The sequence below is a fragment of the Lelliottia sp. CFBP8978 genome, from assembly GCF_034046055.2.
Classification (GTDB): Bacteria; Pseudomonadota; Gammaproteobacteria; order Enterobacterales; family Enterobacteriaceae; genus Enterobacter.
On record NZ_CM188253.1, the window covers coordinates 688,187 to 706,361 of the forward strand.

Below are 18,175 nucleotides of genomic sequence, written 5' to 3' on the forward strand. Positions count from 1 at the left end.
TTGGCTATTCGATTTTGCAGGAGGCACCGTAATTTATGTCAACATTTGACTATCTTAAAACCGCGATCCGCCAGAAAGGCTGCACCTTGCAGCAGGTGGCGGATGCCAGTGGGATGACCAAAGGCTATTTAAGCCAGCTTCTGAATGCCAAAATCAAAAGCCCTGGCGCGCAAAAGCTGGAGGCGCTGCACCGCTTCCTCGGCCTTGAATTCCCGCGCATGCAAAAGAATATTGGCGTCGTGTTTGGCAAGTTTTATCCGCTGCATACCGGGCATATCTATTTGATTCAGCGGGCCTGTAGCCAGGTCGATGAGCTGCATATCATCATGGGTTACGACGAAAAACGCGATCGGGCGCTGTTCGAGGACAGCGCGATGTCCCAACAGCCCACCGTCTCCGATCGCCTCCGTTGGCTGCTTCAGACCTTCAAATATCAGAAAAACATTCGTATTCATGCCTTTAATGAAGAGGGGATGGAGCCGTATCCGCACGGATGGGATGTCTGGAGCAACGGCATTAAAGCGTTTATGGAAGAAAAGGGGATTGCCCCGAACTGGATCTACACCTCTGAAGAGTCCGATGCGCCGCAGTTTCGCGAGCATCTGGGGACCGAAACGGTACTGATCGACCCTAAACGCACATTTATGAATATCAGTGGCGCGCAAATCCGTGAAAACCCGTTCCGCTACTGGGATTACATCCCTACCGAAGTCAAACCCTTCTTCGTGCGCACGGTGGCCATTCTGGGAGGCGAATCGAGCGGGAAATCGACGCTGGTCAATAAACTGGCCAACATTTTCAACACCAGCAGCGCGTGGGAATACGGACGTGATTATGTTTTCTCACACCTGGGCGGTGATGAGATGGCACTTCAGTATTCTGACTACGATAAAATCGCGCTAGGTCATGCCCAGTACATTGATTTTGCAGTCAAATACGCCAATAAAGTCGCGTTTGTTGATACCGATTTTGTCACCACCCAGGCGTTCTGTAAAAAGTACGAAGGGCGCGAACATCCGTTTGTGCAGGCGCTGATTGACGAATACCGGTTCGATCTGGTGATTCTGCTGGAGAACAACACGCCGTGGGTGGCTGATGGCATGCGCAGCCTCGGTAGCTCGGTGGATCGCAAAGAGTTCCAGACCATGCTGGTGGATATGCTGCGCGAAAATAACGTGGAGTTTGTTCATGTGGAGGAGTCGGACTATGACGGCCGCTTCCTGCGCTGCGTGGAGCTGGTGAAAGAGCTGATGGGAGAGCATGCCAATTCTTCCCCTCACCCCGGCCCTCTCCCCAAAGGGGCGAGGGAGTAAGGACGGCTCGGCGCGGTTCCCTCTCCTTAAAAGGGCGAGAGAGTAAAGACGGCTCCGCGCGGTTCCCTCTCCTTAAAAGGGCGAGAGAGTAAAGACGGCTCCGTGCGGTTCCCTCTCCTTAAAAGGGCGAGAGAGTAAAGACGGCTCCGTGCGGTTCCCTCTCCTCAAAGGGGTGAGAGAGTAAAGACGGCTCCGTGCGGTTCCCTCTCCCCTATGGGGAGAGGGTTAGGGTGAGGGGCGCCATAGCAAGGCACGCTGATCCAGGTGTTGTCGGAGTGGAGGGGAACGAACTGTGGCTGGCCTATCCGAGTCGTAAACTCAATTCACCTGCGCTAACGAGCTATATCGAATTTGCGATGCAGTTTGATGAGGTGAAACGGTTTTACGTTGGGGTGTGATTGCCGGGTGGCGGGCCGACAAAACCGGTCATGTGCGGCCTGATGCCCTCACCCACAGGGAGAGAGAGCAAATACTAAAAACGGCAACCGAAGTTGCCGTTTTGCTTTTATTTGGAGATACGTTTGTACTTGATACGCTTTGGCTCCAGCGCATCGGCGCCGAGCGTGCGTTTCTTATACTCTTCGTATTCGGTGAAGTTACCTTCGAAGAACTCCACTTTGCCCTCATCCTGATAATCCAGAATGTGGGTGGCAATACGGTCAAGGAACCAACGGTCGTGCGAGATAACCATCGCGCAGCCCGGGAACTCCAGCATGGCGTTTTCCAGCGCACGCAGGGTTTCGATATCCAGGTCGTTGGTTGGTTCATCGAGCAGCAGAACGTTACCGCCAACCTGCAGCAGCTTCGCCAGATGCAGACGGCCACGCTCACCACCGGACAGCTCGCCCACGCGTTTACCCTGATCCACACCTTTGAAGTTGAAGCGGCCAACGTAGGCACGGCTTGGCATCTCGGTGTTGCCGATACGCATGATATCCTGCCCGCCAGAGACTTCTTCCCAGACGGTTTTGCTGTTGTCCATTGCGTCACGGAACTGGTCCACGGAGGCCAGTTTCACGGTATCACCCAGCGTAATGGTGCCGCTATCAGGCTGTTCCTGACCGGACATCATGCGGAACAGCGTTGATTTACCCGCGCCGTTCGGACCGATGATACCGACAATCGCCCCTTTGGGTACGGAGAAGCTCAGATCGTCAATCAGGACGCGATCGCCGTAAGATTTACGCAGATTGCTGACTTCAACGACTTTATCGCCCAGACGCGCGCCTGGTGGAATAAACAGTTCGTTGGTTTCGTTACGTTTCTGGTATTCGGAACTGTTCAGCTCTTCAAAGCGTGCCAGACGGGCTTTGCCCTTAGACTGACGGCCTTTAGCGCCCTGACGAACCCACTCCAGCTCTTTCTCGATAGATTTACGACGAGCGGCTTCCTGAGACGCTTCCTGCGCCAGACGCTGATCTTTCTGTTCCAGCCAGGAGGAGTAGTTACCTTCCCACGGAATACCTTCGCCGCGGTCAAGCTCCAGGATCCAGCCCGCCACGTTATCAAGGAAGTAACGGTCGTGGGTAATCGCCACAACGGTGCCTTCGAAGTCGTGCAGGAAGCGTTCCAGCCAGGCCACGGACTCTGCATCCAGGTGGTTGGTGGGTTCGTCGAGCAGCAGCATGTCTGGCTTTTCCAGCAGCAGACGGCACAGCGCGACGCGGCGGCGTTCACCGCCCGACAGCTTCTCAACTTTCGCGTCCCAGTCCGGCAGGCGCAGGGCATCTGCCGCACGCTCAAGTTGCACGTTCAGGTTATGGCCGTCATGCGCCTGGATAATTTCTTCAAATTTACCCTGTTGCGCCGCCAGTTTGTCGAAGTCAGCGTCCGGTTCAGCATACTTAGCGTAAACTTCATCCAGACCTTTCAGGGCGTTAACCACTTCAGAAACGGCTTCTTCGATGGATTCGCGAACGGTATGTTCCGGATTCAGCTTCGGTTCCTGCGGCAGGTAACCGATTTTGAGACCAGGCTGCGGGCGAGCCTCACCTTCGATATCTGTATCGATGCCCGCCATGATGCGCAGCAGGGTGGACTTACCGGCACCGTTGAGACCCAGAACACCGATTTTTGCGCCCGGGAAGAAGCTCAGCGAGATATTTTTCAGAATATGACGTTTCGGCGGAACCACTTTGCCGACACGATGCATGGTATAAACGAATTGAGCCACGTGGACTTCGCCTCTTTTATCGTAATGAAAATAGAATTCAGCTGCGAAGTGTAGCCGTTTTCACTGGCTAATCCCAGCCAGGAAGTCCAGGAGTGTTAAAACGCGCAAGAAAGGTAAAAAAGTGTCCATGACGTGGCGTGTTGCGGGATGCCTGGTTAGCATAGATCCATTACATTTTTATGTGGCACGACGCCGCAACGGTATTCAACAAAATGAGGAAGAGCTTGTGGAAAAAGCCAAACAGGTGGTCTGGCGTCTGCTGGCTGCCAGCGTATGCGTGATGACGATAAGCCACGCAGCGTACGCCGATTCACTGGACGAACAACGTAACCGCTATGCGCAAATTAAGCAGGCGTGGGACAGTAAGCAGATGGATACCGTGCAGGCACTGATGCCGACGCTGAAAGAGTATCCGCTCTATCCGTATCTGCAATATCGCCAGATAACCGACGATTTAATGAACCAGCCGACGGTTACTGTCGCCGGGTTTATTCAGGCAAACCCGACGCTTCCGCCCGCTCGCACGTTGCAGTCGCGCTTTGTCAACGAACTGGCGCGACGCGAAGACTGGCGCGGTCTGCTGGCATTCAGCCCTGAGAAGCCCGGCACGACTGAGGCTCAGTGTAATTTCTATTACGCCAAATGGGCGACCGGACAGCAGCAAGAGGCCTGGAGCGGCGCGAAAGAGCTGTGGCTTTCTGGCAAAAATCAGCCTAACGCCTGTGACTCGCTGTTTGGCGCGTGGCGCGCATCGGGTCAGCAAGATCCGCTGGCCTATCTCGAACGTATTCGCCTGGCGATGAAAGCGGGCAACACGCGTCTGGTGACCACGCTGGCGGGGCAAATGCCTGCCGATTACCAAACTATCTCCACGGCCGTTATTCAGCTGGCAAACGATCCTAATTCGGTTCTGACCTTCGCCCGTTCAACGGGGGCAACGGATTTCACCCGCCAAATGGCGGCGGTGGCCTTTACCAGCGTGGCGCGGGATGATGTCGAAAACGCGCGGCTGATGATTCCGCAGCTGGTGCAGGCGCAGCAGCTTAATGACGATCAGACCCAGGATCTTCGCGATATCGTCGCCTGGCGTCTGATGGGAACAGATGTCACGGATGAGCAGGCGCGCTGGCGTGACGATGCCATTATGCGCTCAAATTCGACTTCGCTGGTGGAGCGCCGGGTACGCATGGCGCTGGGAACGGGCGATCGCCGCGGCCTGAATACCTGGCTTTCCCGTCTGCCGATGGATGCCAAAGAGAAAGATGAATGGCGCTACTGGCAGGCTGATTTACTGCTGGAGCGGGGCCGGGAAGACGAAGCAAAAGAGATCCTTCATTCCCTGATGCAACAGCGCGGTTTCTATCCGATGGCGGCGGCGCAGCGTCTGGGCGAGGAGTATACGCTGAAGATTGATAAAGCACCTGCGAACGCGAATACCGCCCTGACTCAAGGGGCTGAAATGGCGCGCGTCCGCGAACTGATGTACTGGGGAATGGATAACACCGCGCGCAGCGAATGGGCGAATCTGGTGACCAGCCGTACCACCGATGAGAAGGCGCAGCTCGCGCGCTATGCCTTTGATAACCGCTGGTGGGATCTGAGCGTACAGGCCACGATCGCCGGAAAACTGTGGGATCATCTGGAAGAGCGTTTCCCGTTGGCCTACAAGGATCTGTTCGATCGCTACACCAGCGGCAAGGATATTCCACAAAGCTATGCGATGGCGATTGCCCGTCAGGAGAGCGCGTGGAACCCGAAAGTACGATCGCCAGTGGGTGCCAGTGGTCTGATGCAAATCATGCCGGGAACCGCCACGCATACGGTGAAGATGTTTAATATTCCAGGCTACAGCAGTCCGTCGCAACTGCTGGATCCGGATACCAATATCAATATTGGTACCAGCTACTTACAGTATGTTTATCAGCAGTTTGGCAACAACCGTATCTTCTCGTCGGCGGCTTACAACGCCGGTCCTGGGCGGGTACGCACCTGGCTGGGTAACAGCGCCGGACGCCTTGACGCCGTGGCGTTTGTGGAGAGCATTCCGTTCTCAGAAACCCGCGGCTATGTGAAAAACGTGCTGGCGTACGATGCGTACTATCGTTACTTCATGGGGCAAAAAGATACGCTGATGAGCGACGCGGAGTGGCAGAGAAAGTATTAATCCGGCCGGGTTGTGTTATGCTTGTACTCGTTTATGAGTACAAGCAACGACGAATGGCGGCATAACATGACCCAGCATTCCCCTTATTCATCGGCGATGGCCGAACAGCGCAATCAGGAGTGGCTTCGTTTTGTGGAGCTGCTTCGCCAGTCCTATGAGCAGGATCTGCATTTACCGTTGATGCAATTGATGCTCACGCCCGACGAGCGTGAAGCGTTGGGTACGCGCGTGCGAATTATTGAAGAGTTACTGCGGGGCGAAATGAGCCAGCGGGAGCTGAAAAACGAGTTGGGCGCGGGCATCGCGACGATTACCCGAGGCTCCAACAGTTTAAAATCGGCCCCTGTGGAACTGCGTCAGTGGCTGGAATCTGTGCTGCTCGGCGTTCAGCGATAAATCGCGTTGTGAAACGGACTTAATGCCAGAATCACAGCGTGATGATAAACGCTTGAGCGCGTCAGCGCGCCGGCGGTAAAGACTCCTATAGCCCCGTCTTTGCGGCCGATCTCATCAATGCCGGTGTAGTGCGACATCACCGGTCCGAGCGCCTCGCCTGCCTGCACTTTTTGCAGAATGACTTCCGGTAGCGGCAGCGTTGCGGAGCGCGCTTCGCCTCGCTGTTCGCGACTTTCGATCACCACCCAGCTGAACGTCGCCCCTTCATCAATCCCGGCTTCAATCGCCACCCAGAAATCTGCCTCCGGGCGCGCGGCCCTGGCATTTAGCACGCGATTTCGTGCGCCAGCCCGCGTTTCCTCGCTGCCAAAAGGCTGTTCAGGGACACCACTCTCGACGGCGACAGCGTCAATATGGCAGGATCCTTCGCCGAAGATCTCTTCAAATGCCCTTAGAATTGCCTGAATTTTGGCAGGATTGGTGGTAGCAGAGACAACATGGTGCATAATTAAGCTCGATTCAAAAAAACTCATCGCAGTATAACGGAAAAAAAGCATGTTACAGGTATACCTTGTTCGCCACGGTGAAACGCAGTGGAACGCCGAGCGACGTATTCAAGGGCAGTCAGACAGTCCTCTCACCGCCAAAGGTGAGCAACAAGCGTGGCAAGTGGCGGAACGCGCCAGAACGTTAGGCATCACACACGTTATTGCCAGTGATTTAGGTCGTACACAGCAAACGGCGCAGATTATCGCTGAGGCCTGCGGTTGCGACGTGACCCTCGATCCTCGCCTGCGCGAACTCGATATGGGAGTGCTGGAAAAGCGTCCTGTGGATTCGCTGACCGAACAGGAAGAAGGCTGGCGGCGTACGCTGGTAAACGGAACGGAAGACGGTCGTATTCCGCAAGGCGAATCCATGCAGGAGCTGAGCGTGCGCGTGCAGGCGGCGCTGGCAGAGTGCCTGAAGCTACCGGAAGGCAGCCGCCCGTTGCTGGTCAGTCACGGTATTGCGCTGGGTTGCCTGGTGAGCACTATTCTTGGACTGCCCGCTTACGCGGAACGCCGTCTGCGTTTGCGTAACTGCTCGATTTCACGTATCGATTATCAGGAAAGTCCATGGCTGGCATCAGGCTGGGTGGTGGAAATGGCAGGGGACATCTCGCATCTGGATGCCCCTGCGCTGGATGAGCTGCAGCGTTAACGGCGAACCGGAACCAAATATTCCATCCGCAGATCGATTGGGCGTTCTTCCGGTTTTACATCGCTCGCCGGGAAGTAACGCTCAATATCCTGACCTTTACGGCGGTTCAGATTCAGCATCGGCATGCAGGTGCCGTAAACGTTGAGGATGAACTCCTGAACGCCAGTGCCCAGTCCTTCGTAGGTGAACATGACATATTCACCGCCTTCCAGAACCACCGGTTTAGCCCCCTGAATATAGCCATTGGCCATTTCTGGAGTGAGCGCGGTGGTGTAGAACACCTCCTGCTCGTCGTCCTTTTCCAGGCTCGGGTGCGTTTCGTTGAGACCGTACAGCAGCGGTGGAATGACCGGCGAATGGCTAAGGAAGTCGCGCCAGAACTGCACACGCATTTGATGCCTGAACTCGGAAATCTGCTCCAGCGAACAGGAGTAGCTTTGCGTCGTTCCGATCAGGTGTGTTTCTGGCAAAGTGATCATTTCATGTTTCGGCATCGCAAACTCGCCCAGACGTAGCGGCGGGCGCATCCCAAACGAACTCCAGTCTGGCGAGCGGCGATAGAGCGCTGGCGTCAGGGAGAACTGTTTTTTAAAGGCGCGGGTAAAAGTTTGCTGCGAATCAAACCGATATTGCAGAGCAATATCCAGAATAGGTCGCGCCGTAAGGCGAAGTGCTACAGCCGATTTTGAAAGGCGGCGTGCACGAATATAGGCACCGATGGCGTGACCGGTGACATCTTTAAACATCCTTTGCAAATGCCACTTGGAATAGCCTGCTTTTGCCGCCACATTATCCAGTGACAAAGGCTGGTCCAGATGACCTTCCAGCCAGGTAAGCAGATCGCGAATAATTCCAGCCTGATCCATATACTATCCTCATCCTTAAAACAGCAGGTGCCTGATAACAGGGTAGCGGATCATAGCATTTTTTGATGTTTTAGCATTCAGTGTTTTTTTTGCGCATAAATGCTTTTTAACGCACATTAAGGGCACATATTTTCTAATCCTGTGATCTTGCTACATTTTTGTTCTGAATGTCGAATAATCGCGTAGCGTCATTTTAAAAAATGGTAACAATATGAAATACAAGACATTGATCTTCTCTGCTCTGATGCTGTTGGCTGGTCGTGCGGCACTGGCTGAACAAGTCGGTTCCGTCGATACCGTGTTCAAAATGTTTGGCCCGGACCATAAAATTGTGGTCGAAGCATTTGACGATCCTGATGTGAAAAACGTCACCTGCTACATCAGTCGCGCCAAAACGGGCGGCATTAAAGGTGGGCTTGGACTGGCCGAAGATACCGCTGACGCCGCCATTTCCTGCCAGCAGGTCGGGCCGGTTGAGCTGAGTGACAAGATCAAAAACGGTAAAGCGCAGGGCGACGTCGTATTCCAGAAACGGACTTCGCTGGTATTCAAGAAACTGCAGGTTGTGCGTTTTTACGATGCGAAACGCAATACGCTAGCGTATCTGGCGTACTCCGATAAAGTGGTTGAGGGATCGCCGAAAAACGCGCTGAGCGCGGTGCCTATCATGCCGTGGCGTTAATTCAGGGAAGGGCTATGCAGCAACCAATGATTTGGCTGGTCGAAGACGAAATCAGCATCGCTGAGACGCTGATCTACATGCTTTCGCAGGAAGGATTTGCGGTGAAGGCGTTTGAGCGCGGCTTGCCGGTGCTGGACGAGGCGCGACGCCAGATCCCTGCATTAGCCATTCTGGACGTCGGGCTGCCGGATATCAGCGGTTTTGAGCTGTGCCGCCAACTGCTGGCCCAGCATCCGTCGCTGCCGGTGCTGTTTCTCACCGCCCGCAGTGATGAGGTGGATAAGCTGCTGGGTCTGGAAATGGGGGCGGATGATTACGTGGCTAAACCCTTTTCACCCCGCGAAGTGTGCGCGCGCGTGCGGACGATTTTACGGCGGATGCAGAAGTCTGCGCTTCCCTCTGAGATCGTCCGTATTGGGCAGTTTGAACTGAACGAGTCTGCGGCGCATATCAGCTGGTGTGGCCAGCCGTTATTGCTGACCCGTTATGAATTCTTGTTGCTGAAAACGCTGCTTCACGCGCCAGGCCGCGTCTTTTCGCGCCAACAGCTTATGGATAAAGTCTGGGGCGATGACGGGGAGAGCTTCGACCGCACGGTCGACACCCACATCAAAACCCTGCGGGCTAAGCTACGGGCGATAAATGCTGACCTTTCGCCAATCAGCACCCATCGCGGTATGGGCTACAGTCTGGGAATGCATTAATGCGCATCGGTATGCGACTGCTGTTGGGCTATTTCCTGATTGTGGCGATTGCCGCCTGGTTTGTGTTGTCGATATTTGTGCAGGAAGTGAAGCCGGGCGTGCGCAGAGCAACGGAAGGGACGTTGATTGATACCGCTACGCTGCTGGCCGAAGTGGGTCGTGACGATCTGCTGGCAGGCGATGCACAAAACGGCAGGCTGGCGCACGCGTTCGCACAGCTCCACCAGCGGCCGTTTCGCGCCAACATTGGTGGCATTCACAAGGTGCGTAACGAATATCACGTCTATATGACGGACCTGCAGGGCAAGGTGGTATTCGATTCCAGCGGAAAAGCGCTGGGAGAAGATTATTCGCGCTGGAATGATGTCTGGCTCACGCTACGCGGTGAGTATGGCGCGCGCAGTACACAGAGCAACCCCGATGACCCGCAAAGCACCGTGATGTACGTTGCCGCCCCGATAACCGACCAGGGCAAGATTATCGGCGTGTTATCGGTGGGGAAACCGAACAGCGCTTTGGCCCCGGTTATCCACCGCAGCGAGCGTCGTATTCTGTGGGCAGGCGCCGCCCTGCTGGGGATTGCTCTGTTGATAGGGCTGGCGGTGGCCTGGTGGATTAACCGTTCAATCAGTGCGTTATCTCGTTATGCCGACTCTGTGACGCACGAGACGCCGCTGCCGTTACCCGATCCAGGCAGTAGCGAGCTACGCAAGCTGGCTCAGGCGCTGGAAAATATGCGCATTCGCCTCGAAGGGAAAAACTACATTGAGCACTATGTTCATGCGCTGACTCATGAGCTGAAAAGCCCGCTGGCGGCGATTCGCGGCGCGGCGGAAATCCTGGCTGAACAGCCGTCACCGCAGGTCGCCGCGCGCTTTGTTGACAATATTCTGCTGCAAAATGCGCGGATGCAGTCACTGGTTGAAAAACTGCTTGAGCAGGCGCGGCTGGAAAATCGCGTGGAGATAGTCCCGGTTCGGGTAAGCATCGACGCGCTGTTCACCCGTGTCGTCGATGCGCGCTCTGCAATCCTGGCGGCGAAAAAGATCGCGCTGACCCGCGAGGGCCAGTCGCTGGTGGTGGAGGGCGACGAAGAACTGCTGGAGCAGGCGCTGGGGAATCTGGTGGATAATGCCATCGCGTTCACTCCTGAAGGGGGGAATATTGCGCTGGTAGCCGCTGCGGTGCACAAAGAGGTACAACTGACCGTGACCGATAGCGGCAGCGGGATCCCGGATTACGCGATGCCCCGCATCTTCGAGCGTTTTTATTCTCTTCCGCGCGAAAACGGGCTGAAAAGCAGCGGGCTCGGGCTGGCGTTTGTGCAAGAGGTGGCTCGACTGCATCAGGGGGATATCGCGCTGCGCAATCGGGAAGAGGGTGGGGTCACGGCGACGCTGATACTTCACCGTCCCTTCACATAGCTTCAAACTGACCGCACATAGCCTCGTTACGCTCTCTCCATCACAAAGGAGAAGGCTATGAAAAAATCCCCCCTGTTCTGGAAAATCAGCACCTTGCTTGGGTGCATTTTACTGTTGCTACTTCCGCTGTTTATGGTCAGTAACCTGATTTCGGAGCGAGCCAGCTATCGCGATGATGTCGAAGATACCCTACGCCAGAGCACCAGCGGCCCGCAGCAGCTCACCGGCCCGTTAATCGCGGTCCCGGTCACGGAGATTTACTATAAATTTGAAGACAAAAAAAAGGTCGAGCACAAGCGCAGCTTCCTGCACTTTTTGCTACCGGAATCACTGGTGATTGATGGCAGTCAGCGGGTAGAGTCCCGCAACATCGGCATTTATGACGGGCAAATCTGGAGCACCGATCTCAAACTCAAAGCGCAGTTTAATACCGATAAGCTGGCGCAGCTCAAAGGGGAAACCATCACCCTGGGGCAGCCGTTTATTGCCATCGGCGTGGGAGATGCGCGCGGCATTGGCGCGGTGAGCGTGACTCAGGTCAATGGTGAAACGCTGGCGGTGGAGCCGGGGTCCGGCGTATCGGGTGAGTTACCGGGGATCCACATTCCGCTCACGAAAAAGGCGCTTGAGACAAAAACACTTTCTCTGGAAATGACGCTTAATCTTAATGGTACGGGCAGTTTTTCCGTGGTGCCGGTGGGGCGCAACAGTGAGTTGACGCTGCGCAGCAACTGGCCGCATCCCGGTTTTATGGGCGATTATTTACCCGTTAAGCGCGAGATCGGCGCGTCTGGTTTCCAGGCGCACTGGCAAAGCAGCTGGTTTGCTAACAATCTGGAGAGCCTGTTTAGTACCCATCAACTGCCAGAATGGCGCAATGTACCGGCATTTAGCGTGACGGTGGCGACACCTGCCGATCAGTATCAGCTGACGGATCGGGCGATAAAATATGCTGTGCTGTTGATTGCCCTGACCTTTATGGCGTTCTTTGTCTACGAGACATTAACCGATCTTCGTCTGCATCCGATGCAGTATCTGCTGGTGGGGCTGTCGCTGGTCCTGTTCTATCTGGTGCTGCTGGCGTTCTCTGAACATGTTGGTTTTACTCCTGCCTGGGTCATCGCAAGCCTGACTGGCGCGTCAATGAACGGTGTTTATCTGCAGGCTGTACTGAAGGGCTGGAAACGAAGCGCAATTTTTGTTGTGGCCCTTTTAGGGCTTGATACCGTGATGTGGTTCTTGCTGCGTTCGGAAGACAGTGCGTTATTGCTGGGATCGGGCGTGCTGGCGACAGCGTTGTTTGCGGTCATGTTCCTGACCCGTCACTTTGACTGGTACTCACTTTCACAGTCCGGGCGTCGTCCCCCAAAGGGTGACGGGAGCGATGAATCCGTGCGGATCTGGAAATAAAAAAAACGGCGCGTTAAGCGCCGTTTTTTATGCATGGATGCGGGAGATTATTCCTGCAGATCGCCGCAGAAACGGTAACCTTCACCGTGAATGGTGGCGATAATTTCCGGCGTATCCGGCGTGGATTCGAAGTGTTTACGAATACGGCGGATAGTCACATCAACAGTACGATCGTGCGGCTTCAGCTCACGGCCAGTCATTTTCTTCAGCAGCTCTGCGCGTGACTGAATTTTACCCGGGTTTTCGCAGAAGTGCAGCATGGCGCGGAATTCACTGCGCGGCAGCTTGTACTGCTCACCGTTCGGGCTTACCAGCGAACGGCTATTGATATCAAGTTCCCAGCCGTTGAACTTATAGCTATCGACGCTACGACGTTCTTCACTGACCGTACCCAGATTCATGGTGCGGGACAGCAGGTTGCGTGCGCGAATAGTTAACTCGCGAGGATTAAACGGCTTGGTGATGTAATCATCAGCGCCGATTTCCAGGCCAAGAATTTTATCAACTTCGTTGTCACGGCCTGTCAGGAACATTAAGGCCACGTTCGCCTGTTCACGCAGTTCGCGTGCCAGAAGAAGGCCGTTTTTCCCGGGCAGGTTGATATCCATAATGACCAGGTTGATATCATTTTCAGAAAGGATCTGATGCATCTCTGCGCCATCGGTCGCTTCAAAGACATCGTAGCCTTCTGCTTCGAAAATGCTCTTTAACGTGTTGCGTGTTACCAACTCGTCTTCAACGATAAGAATGTGCGGGGTCTGCATGTTTGCTACCTAAATTGCCAACTAAATCGAAACAGGAAGTACAAAAGTCCCTGACCTGCCTGATACATGTCGCAAATTAACATGATCGGCCTAACGTGACTAAAGTACGTAATTGCGTTCTTGATGCACTTTCCATCAACGTCAACAACATCATTAGCTTGGTCGTGGGTACTTTCCCTTTGGACCCGACAGTGTCAAAAACGGCTGTCATCCTAACCATTTTAACAGCAACATAACAGGATAAGTGACACCGGACACCCAATAAAACTACGCTTCGTTGACATATATCAAGTTCAATTGTAGCACGTTAACAGTTTGATGAAATCACTGTATCGGATTGCTAGCCTTTGTCACAAATTTTCAATAAACCAACTAGTTGCAGATAGGGATTAATAAACAACGCGAATCCAATTCGAAAATGCCATCAATACGCGTATTATCATTAATAAACATATGGATAAGTAATGTTTTTTAACATTAAAACCTGTAGTTCACTCCCGGAATAGTTTAGCGCTTTTAATTTGTTATGAAACGCTATTTCGGTGATTCGTGTTGCAATTTTGTAAATTCGCGCCGCGTAATATGTTGAGCTGTATCACACTTTTACGCGCTAACTGTTTAAAAAGAGAGCATAAATGCACTTATCAATCGTGCTGGTTTCGCCAGCCAGACCCGAAAATATTGGCGCCGCCGCGCGCGCGATGAAGACGATGGGATTTACCGATTTACGTATTGTTGCCAGCGAAGCGCATCTTGAGCCTGCGACACGCTGGGTGGCGCATGGTTCGGGTGAAATAATAGATAATATAACAACTTACGATACGCTGGCCGACGCGCTGCACGATATTTCTTTCACCGTGGCGACCACTGCGCGCAGCAGGGCGAAGTACCATTACTACGCCACTCCGCCCGAACTGGTGCCGATGCTGCAGGAAAAAAGTGCGTGGCTGAATAAGGCCGCGCTGGTTTTTGGCCGGGAAGATTCGGGGCTGACAAACGAAGAGCTGGAGCTTGCCGACGTGCTGACGGGAGTACCGATGGTGGCCGATTACCCCTCGCTGAATCTGGGACAGGCGGTGATGGTCTATTGCTATCAATTAGCGTCATTAATGCAAACTCCCGCCCCGCAAACTGAGAGTGTTGATGAAAATCAGCTGCGTGCTTTACGCGCCCGTACGCAGACGCTTATGGATCGGTTGGGTGTCGCCGACGATCAAAAAATGGTGGACTGGTTGCATCAGCGACTTGGACTGCTTGAGCAACGTGATACCGCCATGTTGCACCGATTGCTGCACGATATTGAAAAAAAACTGGCAGAGTAAAAAACTGTCATATGATTTTTATATGGTTTAACTGTCTGTGACTCAGGGTTGTGACTGGTCTTATCCGGAGAAAAATAAATCATCAGGCAGCGGGTCATGAAGGCAACGCGAAAAGCGACCAAAACAGAAATTCATTGACTTAAGGGGCCGGATACTTTAACCCTAAAAGAATACAGGACAGACAGAAAACAACACAGAGCACACAACATCCATGAATCGCGTTAGCACCACCACCATTACAACAACCATCATCATTACCACAGGTAACGATGCGGGCTGACGCGTAACAGGAAAAACAGAAAAAAGCCCGCACCTGAACAGTGCGGGCTTTTTTTTCGACCAAAGATCACGAGGTAAACCATGCGAGTCTTGAAGTTCGGCGGTACATCAGTGGCAAACGCAGAACGCTTTTTGCGCGTTGCCGATATCCTGGAAAGCAATGCCAGGCAGGGGCAGGTGGCAACCGTGCTCTCTGCCCCGGCTAAAATCACTAACCATCTGGTGGCGATGATCGAAAAAACCATTGGTGGCCAGGATGCACTTCCGAACATTAGCGATGCCGAGCGGATTTTTGCCGACCTCCTTCAGGGGCTGGCCGGGATCCAGCCTGGTTTCCCACTTGCACAGCTGAAAGCCTTTGTTGAGCAAGAGTTCGCCCAAATCAAACATGTCCTGCATGGAATCAGCCTGCTGGGTCAGTGCCCGGACAGCATCAACGCGGCGCTGATTTGCCGTGGTGAAAAGCTCTCTATCGCCATCATGGCGGGTCTGCTGGAAGCGCGCGGCCACAGTGTGACGGTGATCGATCCGGTTGAAAAACTGCTGGCTGTGGGGCATTACCTCGAATCTACCGTCGATATTACGGAGTCCACCCGCCGTATCGCTGCCAGTAAAATTCCGGCTGACCACATGATCCTGATGGCGGGTTTCACCGCCGGTAATGAAAAGGGCGAACTGGTCGTGCTGGGCCGTAACGGCTCGGATTACTCCGCTGCCGTTCTGGCTGCTTGCCTGCGTGCCGATTGTTGCGAAATCTGGACCGATGTTGACGGGGTCTACACCTGCGATCCGCGCCAGGTCCCGGATGCCCGGTTGCTGAAGTCGATGTCTTATCAGGAAGCGATGGAGCTTTCCTACTTTGGCGCAAAAGTGCTTCATCCGCGTACCATTTCACCGATTGCGCAGTTTCAGATCCCTTGCCTCATCAAAAATACCGGCAACCCGCAGGCTCCTGGCACGCTGATTGGCGCAAGCCACGACGAAGACGATTTGCCGGTGAAAGGCATTTCGAATCTGAATAACATGGCGATGTTCAGTGTTTCCGGTCCAGGCATGAAAGGCATGGTCGGCATGGCGGCACGCGTTTTTGCCGCGATGTCGCGCAACGGCATCTCTGTGGTGCTGATCACCCAGTCTTCCTCCGAATACAGCATCAGCTTCTGCGTGCCGCAGGCGGACTGCCCGCGTGCGCGTCGTGCGCTGGAAGAGGAATTTTATCTTGAGCTGAAAGAAGAACTGCTGGAACCGCTGTCGATCCAGGAGCGTCTGGCCGTAATCTCGGTGGTGGGTGATGGTATGCGCACCCTGCGCGGGATTTCCGCCAAATTCTTCGCCGCGCTGGCTCGCGCCAATATCAATATTGTCGCCATTGCGCAGGGCTCTTCAGAGCGCTCCATCTCGGTGGTGGTGAGTAACGACGACGCGACCACCGGCGTTCGCGTCACCCATCAGATGCTGTTTAACACCGACCAGGTTATCGAAGTGTTCGTGATCGGTGTGGGCGGTGTCGGCGGTGCGTTACTGGAACAGGTGAAGCGTCAGCAGGGCTGGTTGAAGAATAAGCATATTGATTTGCGCGTCTGCGGCGTGGCGAACTCAAAAGCGTTACTGACCAACGTTCACGGTCTGAATCTGGAAAGCTGGCAGTCGGAGCTGGCGGAAGCCAAAGAGCCGTTTAATCGTGGCCGCCTGATCCGTCTGGTCAAGGAGTATCACCTGCTGAATCCGGTTATTGTGGACTGTACCTCTAACCAGGCCGTTGCCGATCAGTATGCTGATTTCCTGCGCGAAGGTTTTCACGTGGTCACGCCGAACAAAAAGGCCAACACCTCGTCGATGGACTACTACCATCAGCTGCGTACGGCCGCCAGCAAGTCTCGTCGCAAGTTTTTGTATGACACCAACGTGGGCGCGGGGCTGCCGGTCATTGAGAACCTGCAAAACCTGCTAAATGCGGGGGATGAGCTTCAGCGCTTCTCCGGTATTCTTTCCGGTTCGCTGTCGTTTATTTTCGGCAAGCTGGATGAGGGCATGAGTCTGTCCGACGCGACTCGCGCCGCGCGTGAGCTGGGCTATACCGAACCGGACCCGCGTGACGATCTTTCCGGCATGGACGTGGCGCGTAAGCTGCTGATCCTCGCCCGTGAAACCGGTCGTGAGCTGGAGTTGTCCGATATCGTCATCGAGCCGGTACTGCCGGCAAGTTTTGACGATAGCGGCGAGGTGGAGGCATTTATGGCCCGATTGCCTCAGCTTGACGATGACTTTGCAGCGCGCGTGGCGAAAGCCCGTGATGAAGGTAAAGTATTGCGTTATGTTGGCAACATCGAAGACGACGGCGTATGCCGCGTGAAGATTGCCGAAGTGGACGGTAACGATCCGCTGTTCAAAGTGAAAAACGGCGAAAACGCTCTGGCGTTTTATAGCCACTATTATCAGCCTTTACCGTTGGTTCTTCGCGGTTACGGCGCAGGGAACGATGTGACGGCAGCGGGCGTATTTGCCGATCTGCTGCGTACCCTGTCATGGAAGTTAGGAGTTTAACATGGTGAAAGTTTATGCCCCGGCTTCCAGCGCCAATATGAGCGTCGGATTTGATGTGCTGGGTGCGGCGGTAACGCCAGTGAACGGAGCGCTTTTGGGTGATACCGTTACGGTGGAAGCGGCGGACAGTTTCAGTCTCAATAATATTGGCCGTTTCGCCAGCAAACTGCCGCCGGAACCGCGCGAGAATATTGTTTATCAGTGCTGGGAGCGTTTCTGTCAGGAGATTGGCAAAAACGTGCCCGTTGCCATGACGCTTGAAAAAAGCATGCCGATTGGTTCGGGTTTGGGTTCCAGCGCCTGTTCGGTTGTTGCTGCGCTGGTGGCGATGAATGAGCACTGTGGCAAGCCGCTGAATAACAACCGTCTGCTGTCGCTGATGGGCGAGCTGGAAGGGCGTATCTCCGGCAGTATTCATTACGATAACGTTGCGCCGTGCTTCCTTGGCGGCATGCAGTTGATGATTGAAGAGAACGGCATCATCAGCCAGCAAGTGCCGGGCTTTGACGAGTGGTTGTGGGTGCTGGCTTATCCCGGCATTAAAGTCTCCACCGCCGAGGCGCGTGCGATCCTGCCTGCGCAGTATCGTCGTCAGGACTGTATCGCGCACGGTCGCCATCTGGCGGGCTTTATTCACGCTTGCTATACACGTCAGCCAGCGCTGGCCGCGAAGCTGATGAAAGATGTGATTGCCGAGCCGTACCGCACCAAACTGCTGCCTGGGTTTAATGAAGCGCGCCAGGCATCGCTGGATATTGGCGCGCAGGCCTGCGGTATTTCGGGCTCCGGCCCGACGCTGTTTGCACTATGCGATAAGCCTGACACCGCGCAGCGCGTGGCTGAGTGGCTGACGAAAAACTACCTGCAAAATCAGGAAGGCTTTGTTCATATTTGCCGTCTGGACACGGCAGGCGCACGAGTACTGGGATAA

The 18,175-nt window shown here is 54.4% G+C and carries 17 protein-coding genes, 1 pseudogene and 1 other annotated feature; of the genes and pseudogenes, 14 read left to right on the plus strand and 4 right to left on the minus strand.

The window, feature by feature from the left end:
• Positions 1-35: 35 nt before the first annotated feature.
• Positions 36-1,313 carry a multifunctional transcriptional regulator/nicotinamide-nucleotide adenylyltransferase/ribosylnicotinamide kinase NadR gene (nadR, locus tag SOM82_RS03225; RefSeq protein ID WP_320460378.1) on the plus strand — a complete coding sequence of 426 codons (1,278 nt, stop codon included), beginning with the start codon at positions 36-38 and terminating at the stop codon, positions 1,311-1,313.
• Between the two features lie 275 nt (positions 1,314-1,588).
• Positions 1,589-1,711: pseudogene (locus SOM82_RS03230) on the plus strand (LysR family transcriptional regulator); the annotation flags it as partial.
• A gap of 107 nt (positions 1,712-1,818) precedes the next feature.
• On the opposite strand, the gene ettA reads toward SOM82_RS03230, so the two are convergent.
• The gene (ettA, locus tag SOM82_RS03235; protein WP_320460377.1) at positions 1,819-3,486 is read right to left on the minus strand and encodes an energy-dependent translational throttle protein EttA; all 1,668 of its coding nucleotides are present in this window, start codon (positions 3,484-3,486) and stop codon (positions 1,819-1,821) included.
• A gap of 226 nt (positions 3,487-3,712) precedes the next feature.
• On the opposite strand from ettA, the gene sltY reads away from it, so the two are divergent.
• Both sltY and trpR read left to right on the plus strand, forming a co-directional pair.
• Complete coding sequence (sltY, locus tag SOM82_RS03240; protein ID WP_320460376.1) at positions 3,713-5,650, plus strand: murein transglycosylase; 1,938 nt, start codon at positions 3,713-3,715, stop codon at positions 5,648-5,650.
• Positions 5,651-5,716: 66 nt separating this feature from the next.
• Entirely contained in the window at positions 5,717-6,046 is a 330-nt protein-coding gene (trpR, locus tag SOM82_RS03245; protein WP_154127126.1) for a trp operon repressor, read from the plus strand.
• Here the strand turns inward: trpR and yjjX are convergent.
• Complete coding sequence (gene yjjX, locus SOM82_RS03250; RefSeq protein WP_320460375.1) at positions 6,037-6,552, minus strand: inosine/xanthosine triphosphatase; 516 nt, start codon at positions 6,550-6,552, stop codon at positions 6,037-6,039. The two genes, trpR and yjjX, sit on opposite strands and share 10 nt — an antisense overlap.
• Before the next feature lie 49 nt (positions 6,553-6,601).
• Between yjjX and gpmB the strand changes: the two genes are divergently transcribed.
• Positions 6,602-7,249, plus strand: coding sequence for a 2,3-diphosphoglycerate-dependent phosphoglycerate mutase GpmB (gpmB, locus tag SOM82_RS03255; protein WP_320460374.1), 648 nt, complete (start codon positions 6,602-6,604; stop codon positions 7,247-7,249).
• Here gpmB and robA read toward each other — a convergent pair.
• A complete protein-coding gene (robA, locus tag SOM82_RS03260) occupies positions 7,246-8,115 on the minus strand; it encodes an MDR efflux pump AcrAB transcriptional activator RobA (protein ID WP_154127129.1) in 870 nt (289 codons plus the stop codon). The genes gpmB and robA overlap by 4 nt on opposite strands.
• 211 nt (positions 8,116-8,326) lie before the next feature.
• Between robA and creA the strand changes: the two genes are divergently transcribed.
• From creA to creD, 4 genes are read left to right on the plus strand one after another with little or no spacing between them, the layout of a single operon-like run.
• A complete protein-coding gene (gene creA / locus SOM82_RS03265) occupies positions 8,327-8,797 on the plus strand; it encodes a protein CreA (RefSeq protein ID WP_320460373.1) in 471 nt (156 codons plus the stop codon).
• 14 nt (positions 8,798-8,811) lie between these two features.
• Positions 8,812-9,501 (plus strand): two-component system response regulator CreB, encoded by a 690-nt coding sequence (gene creB / locus SOM82_RS03270; RefSeq protein WP_320460372.1) that lies wholly within the window; start codon positions 8,812-8,814, stop codon positions 9,499-9,501.
• Complete coding sequence (gene creC / locus SOM82_RS03275) at positions 9,501-10,925, plus strand: two-component system sensor histidine kinase CreC (protein ID WP_320460371.1); 1,425 nt, start codon at positions 9,501-9,503, stop codon at positions 10,923-10,925. Before creB ends, creC begins: the two co-directional genes overlap by 1 nt.
• Before the next feature lie 57 nt (positions 10,926-10,982).
• Positions 10,983-12,335 (plus strand): cell envelope integrity protein CreD, encoded by a 1,353-nt coding sequence (gene creD, locus SOM82_RS03280; RefSeq protein ID WP_320460370.1) that lies wholly within the window; start codon positions 10,983-10,985, stop codon positions 12,333-12,335.
• Positions 12,336-12,382: 47 nt separating this feature from the next.
• Here creD and arcA read toward each other — a convergent pair whose 3' ends face one another.
• On the minus strand, positions 12,383-13,099 hold the full coding sequence (gene arcA / locus SOM82_RS03285; protein ID WP_006174002.1) for a two-component system response regulator ArcA: 717 nt from the start codon (positions 13,097-13,099) through the stop codon (positions 12,383-12,385).
• Positions 13,100-13,194: 95 nt separating this feature from the next.
• Here arcA and yjjY point away from each other — a divergent pair, with 95 nt between their 5' ends.
• The 5 genes from yjjY (at position 13,195) to thrB (ending at position 18,175) form a co-directional block, all read left to right on the plus strand.
• The gene (yjjY, locus tag SOM82_RS03290; protein ID WP_001541509.1) at positions 13,195-13,335 is read left to right on the plus strand and encodes a YjjY family protein; all 141 of its coding nucleotides are present in this window, start codon (positions 13,195-13,197) and stop codon (positions 13,333-13,335) included.
• 399 nt (positions 13,336-13,734) lie between these two features.
• Positions 13,735-14,421, plus strand: a complete 687-nt coding sequence (locus SOM82_RS03295) for a tRNA/rRNA methyltransferase (RefSeq protein WP_320460369.1) — start codon at positions 13,735-13,737, stop codon at positions 14,419-14,421.
• Between the two features lie 211 nt (positions 14,422-14,632).
• A complete protein-coding gene (gene thrL, locus SOM82_RS03300) occupies positions 14,633-14,701 on the plus strand; it encodes a thr operon leader peptide (RefSeq protein WP_107704209.1) in 69 nt (22 codons plus the stop codon).
• Positions 14,640-14,758, plus strand: a sequence feature (Thr leader region). (Overlaps the previous gene by 62 nt.)
• A 23-nt stretch (positions 14,759-14,781) precedes the next feature.
• Complete coding sequence (gene thrA, locus SOM82_RS03305; RefSeq protein ID WP_154127135.1) at positions 14,782-17,244, plus strand: bifunctional aspartate kinase/homoserine dehydrogenase I; 2,463 nt, start codon at positions 14,782-14,784, stop codon at positions 17,242-17,244.
• A 1-nt stretch (position 17,245) separates the two neighbouring features.
• Positions 17,246-18,175, plus strand: a complete 930-nt coding sequence (gene thrB / locus SOM82_RS03310) for a homoserine kinase (protein WP_154127136.1) — start codon at positions 17,246-17,248, stop codon at positions 18,173-18,175.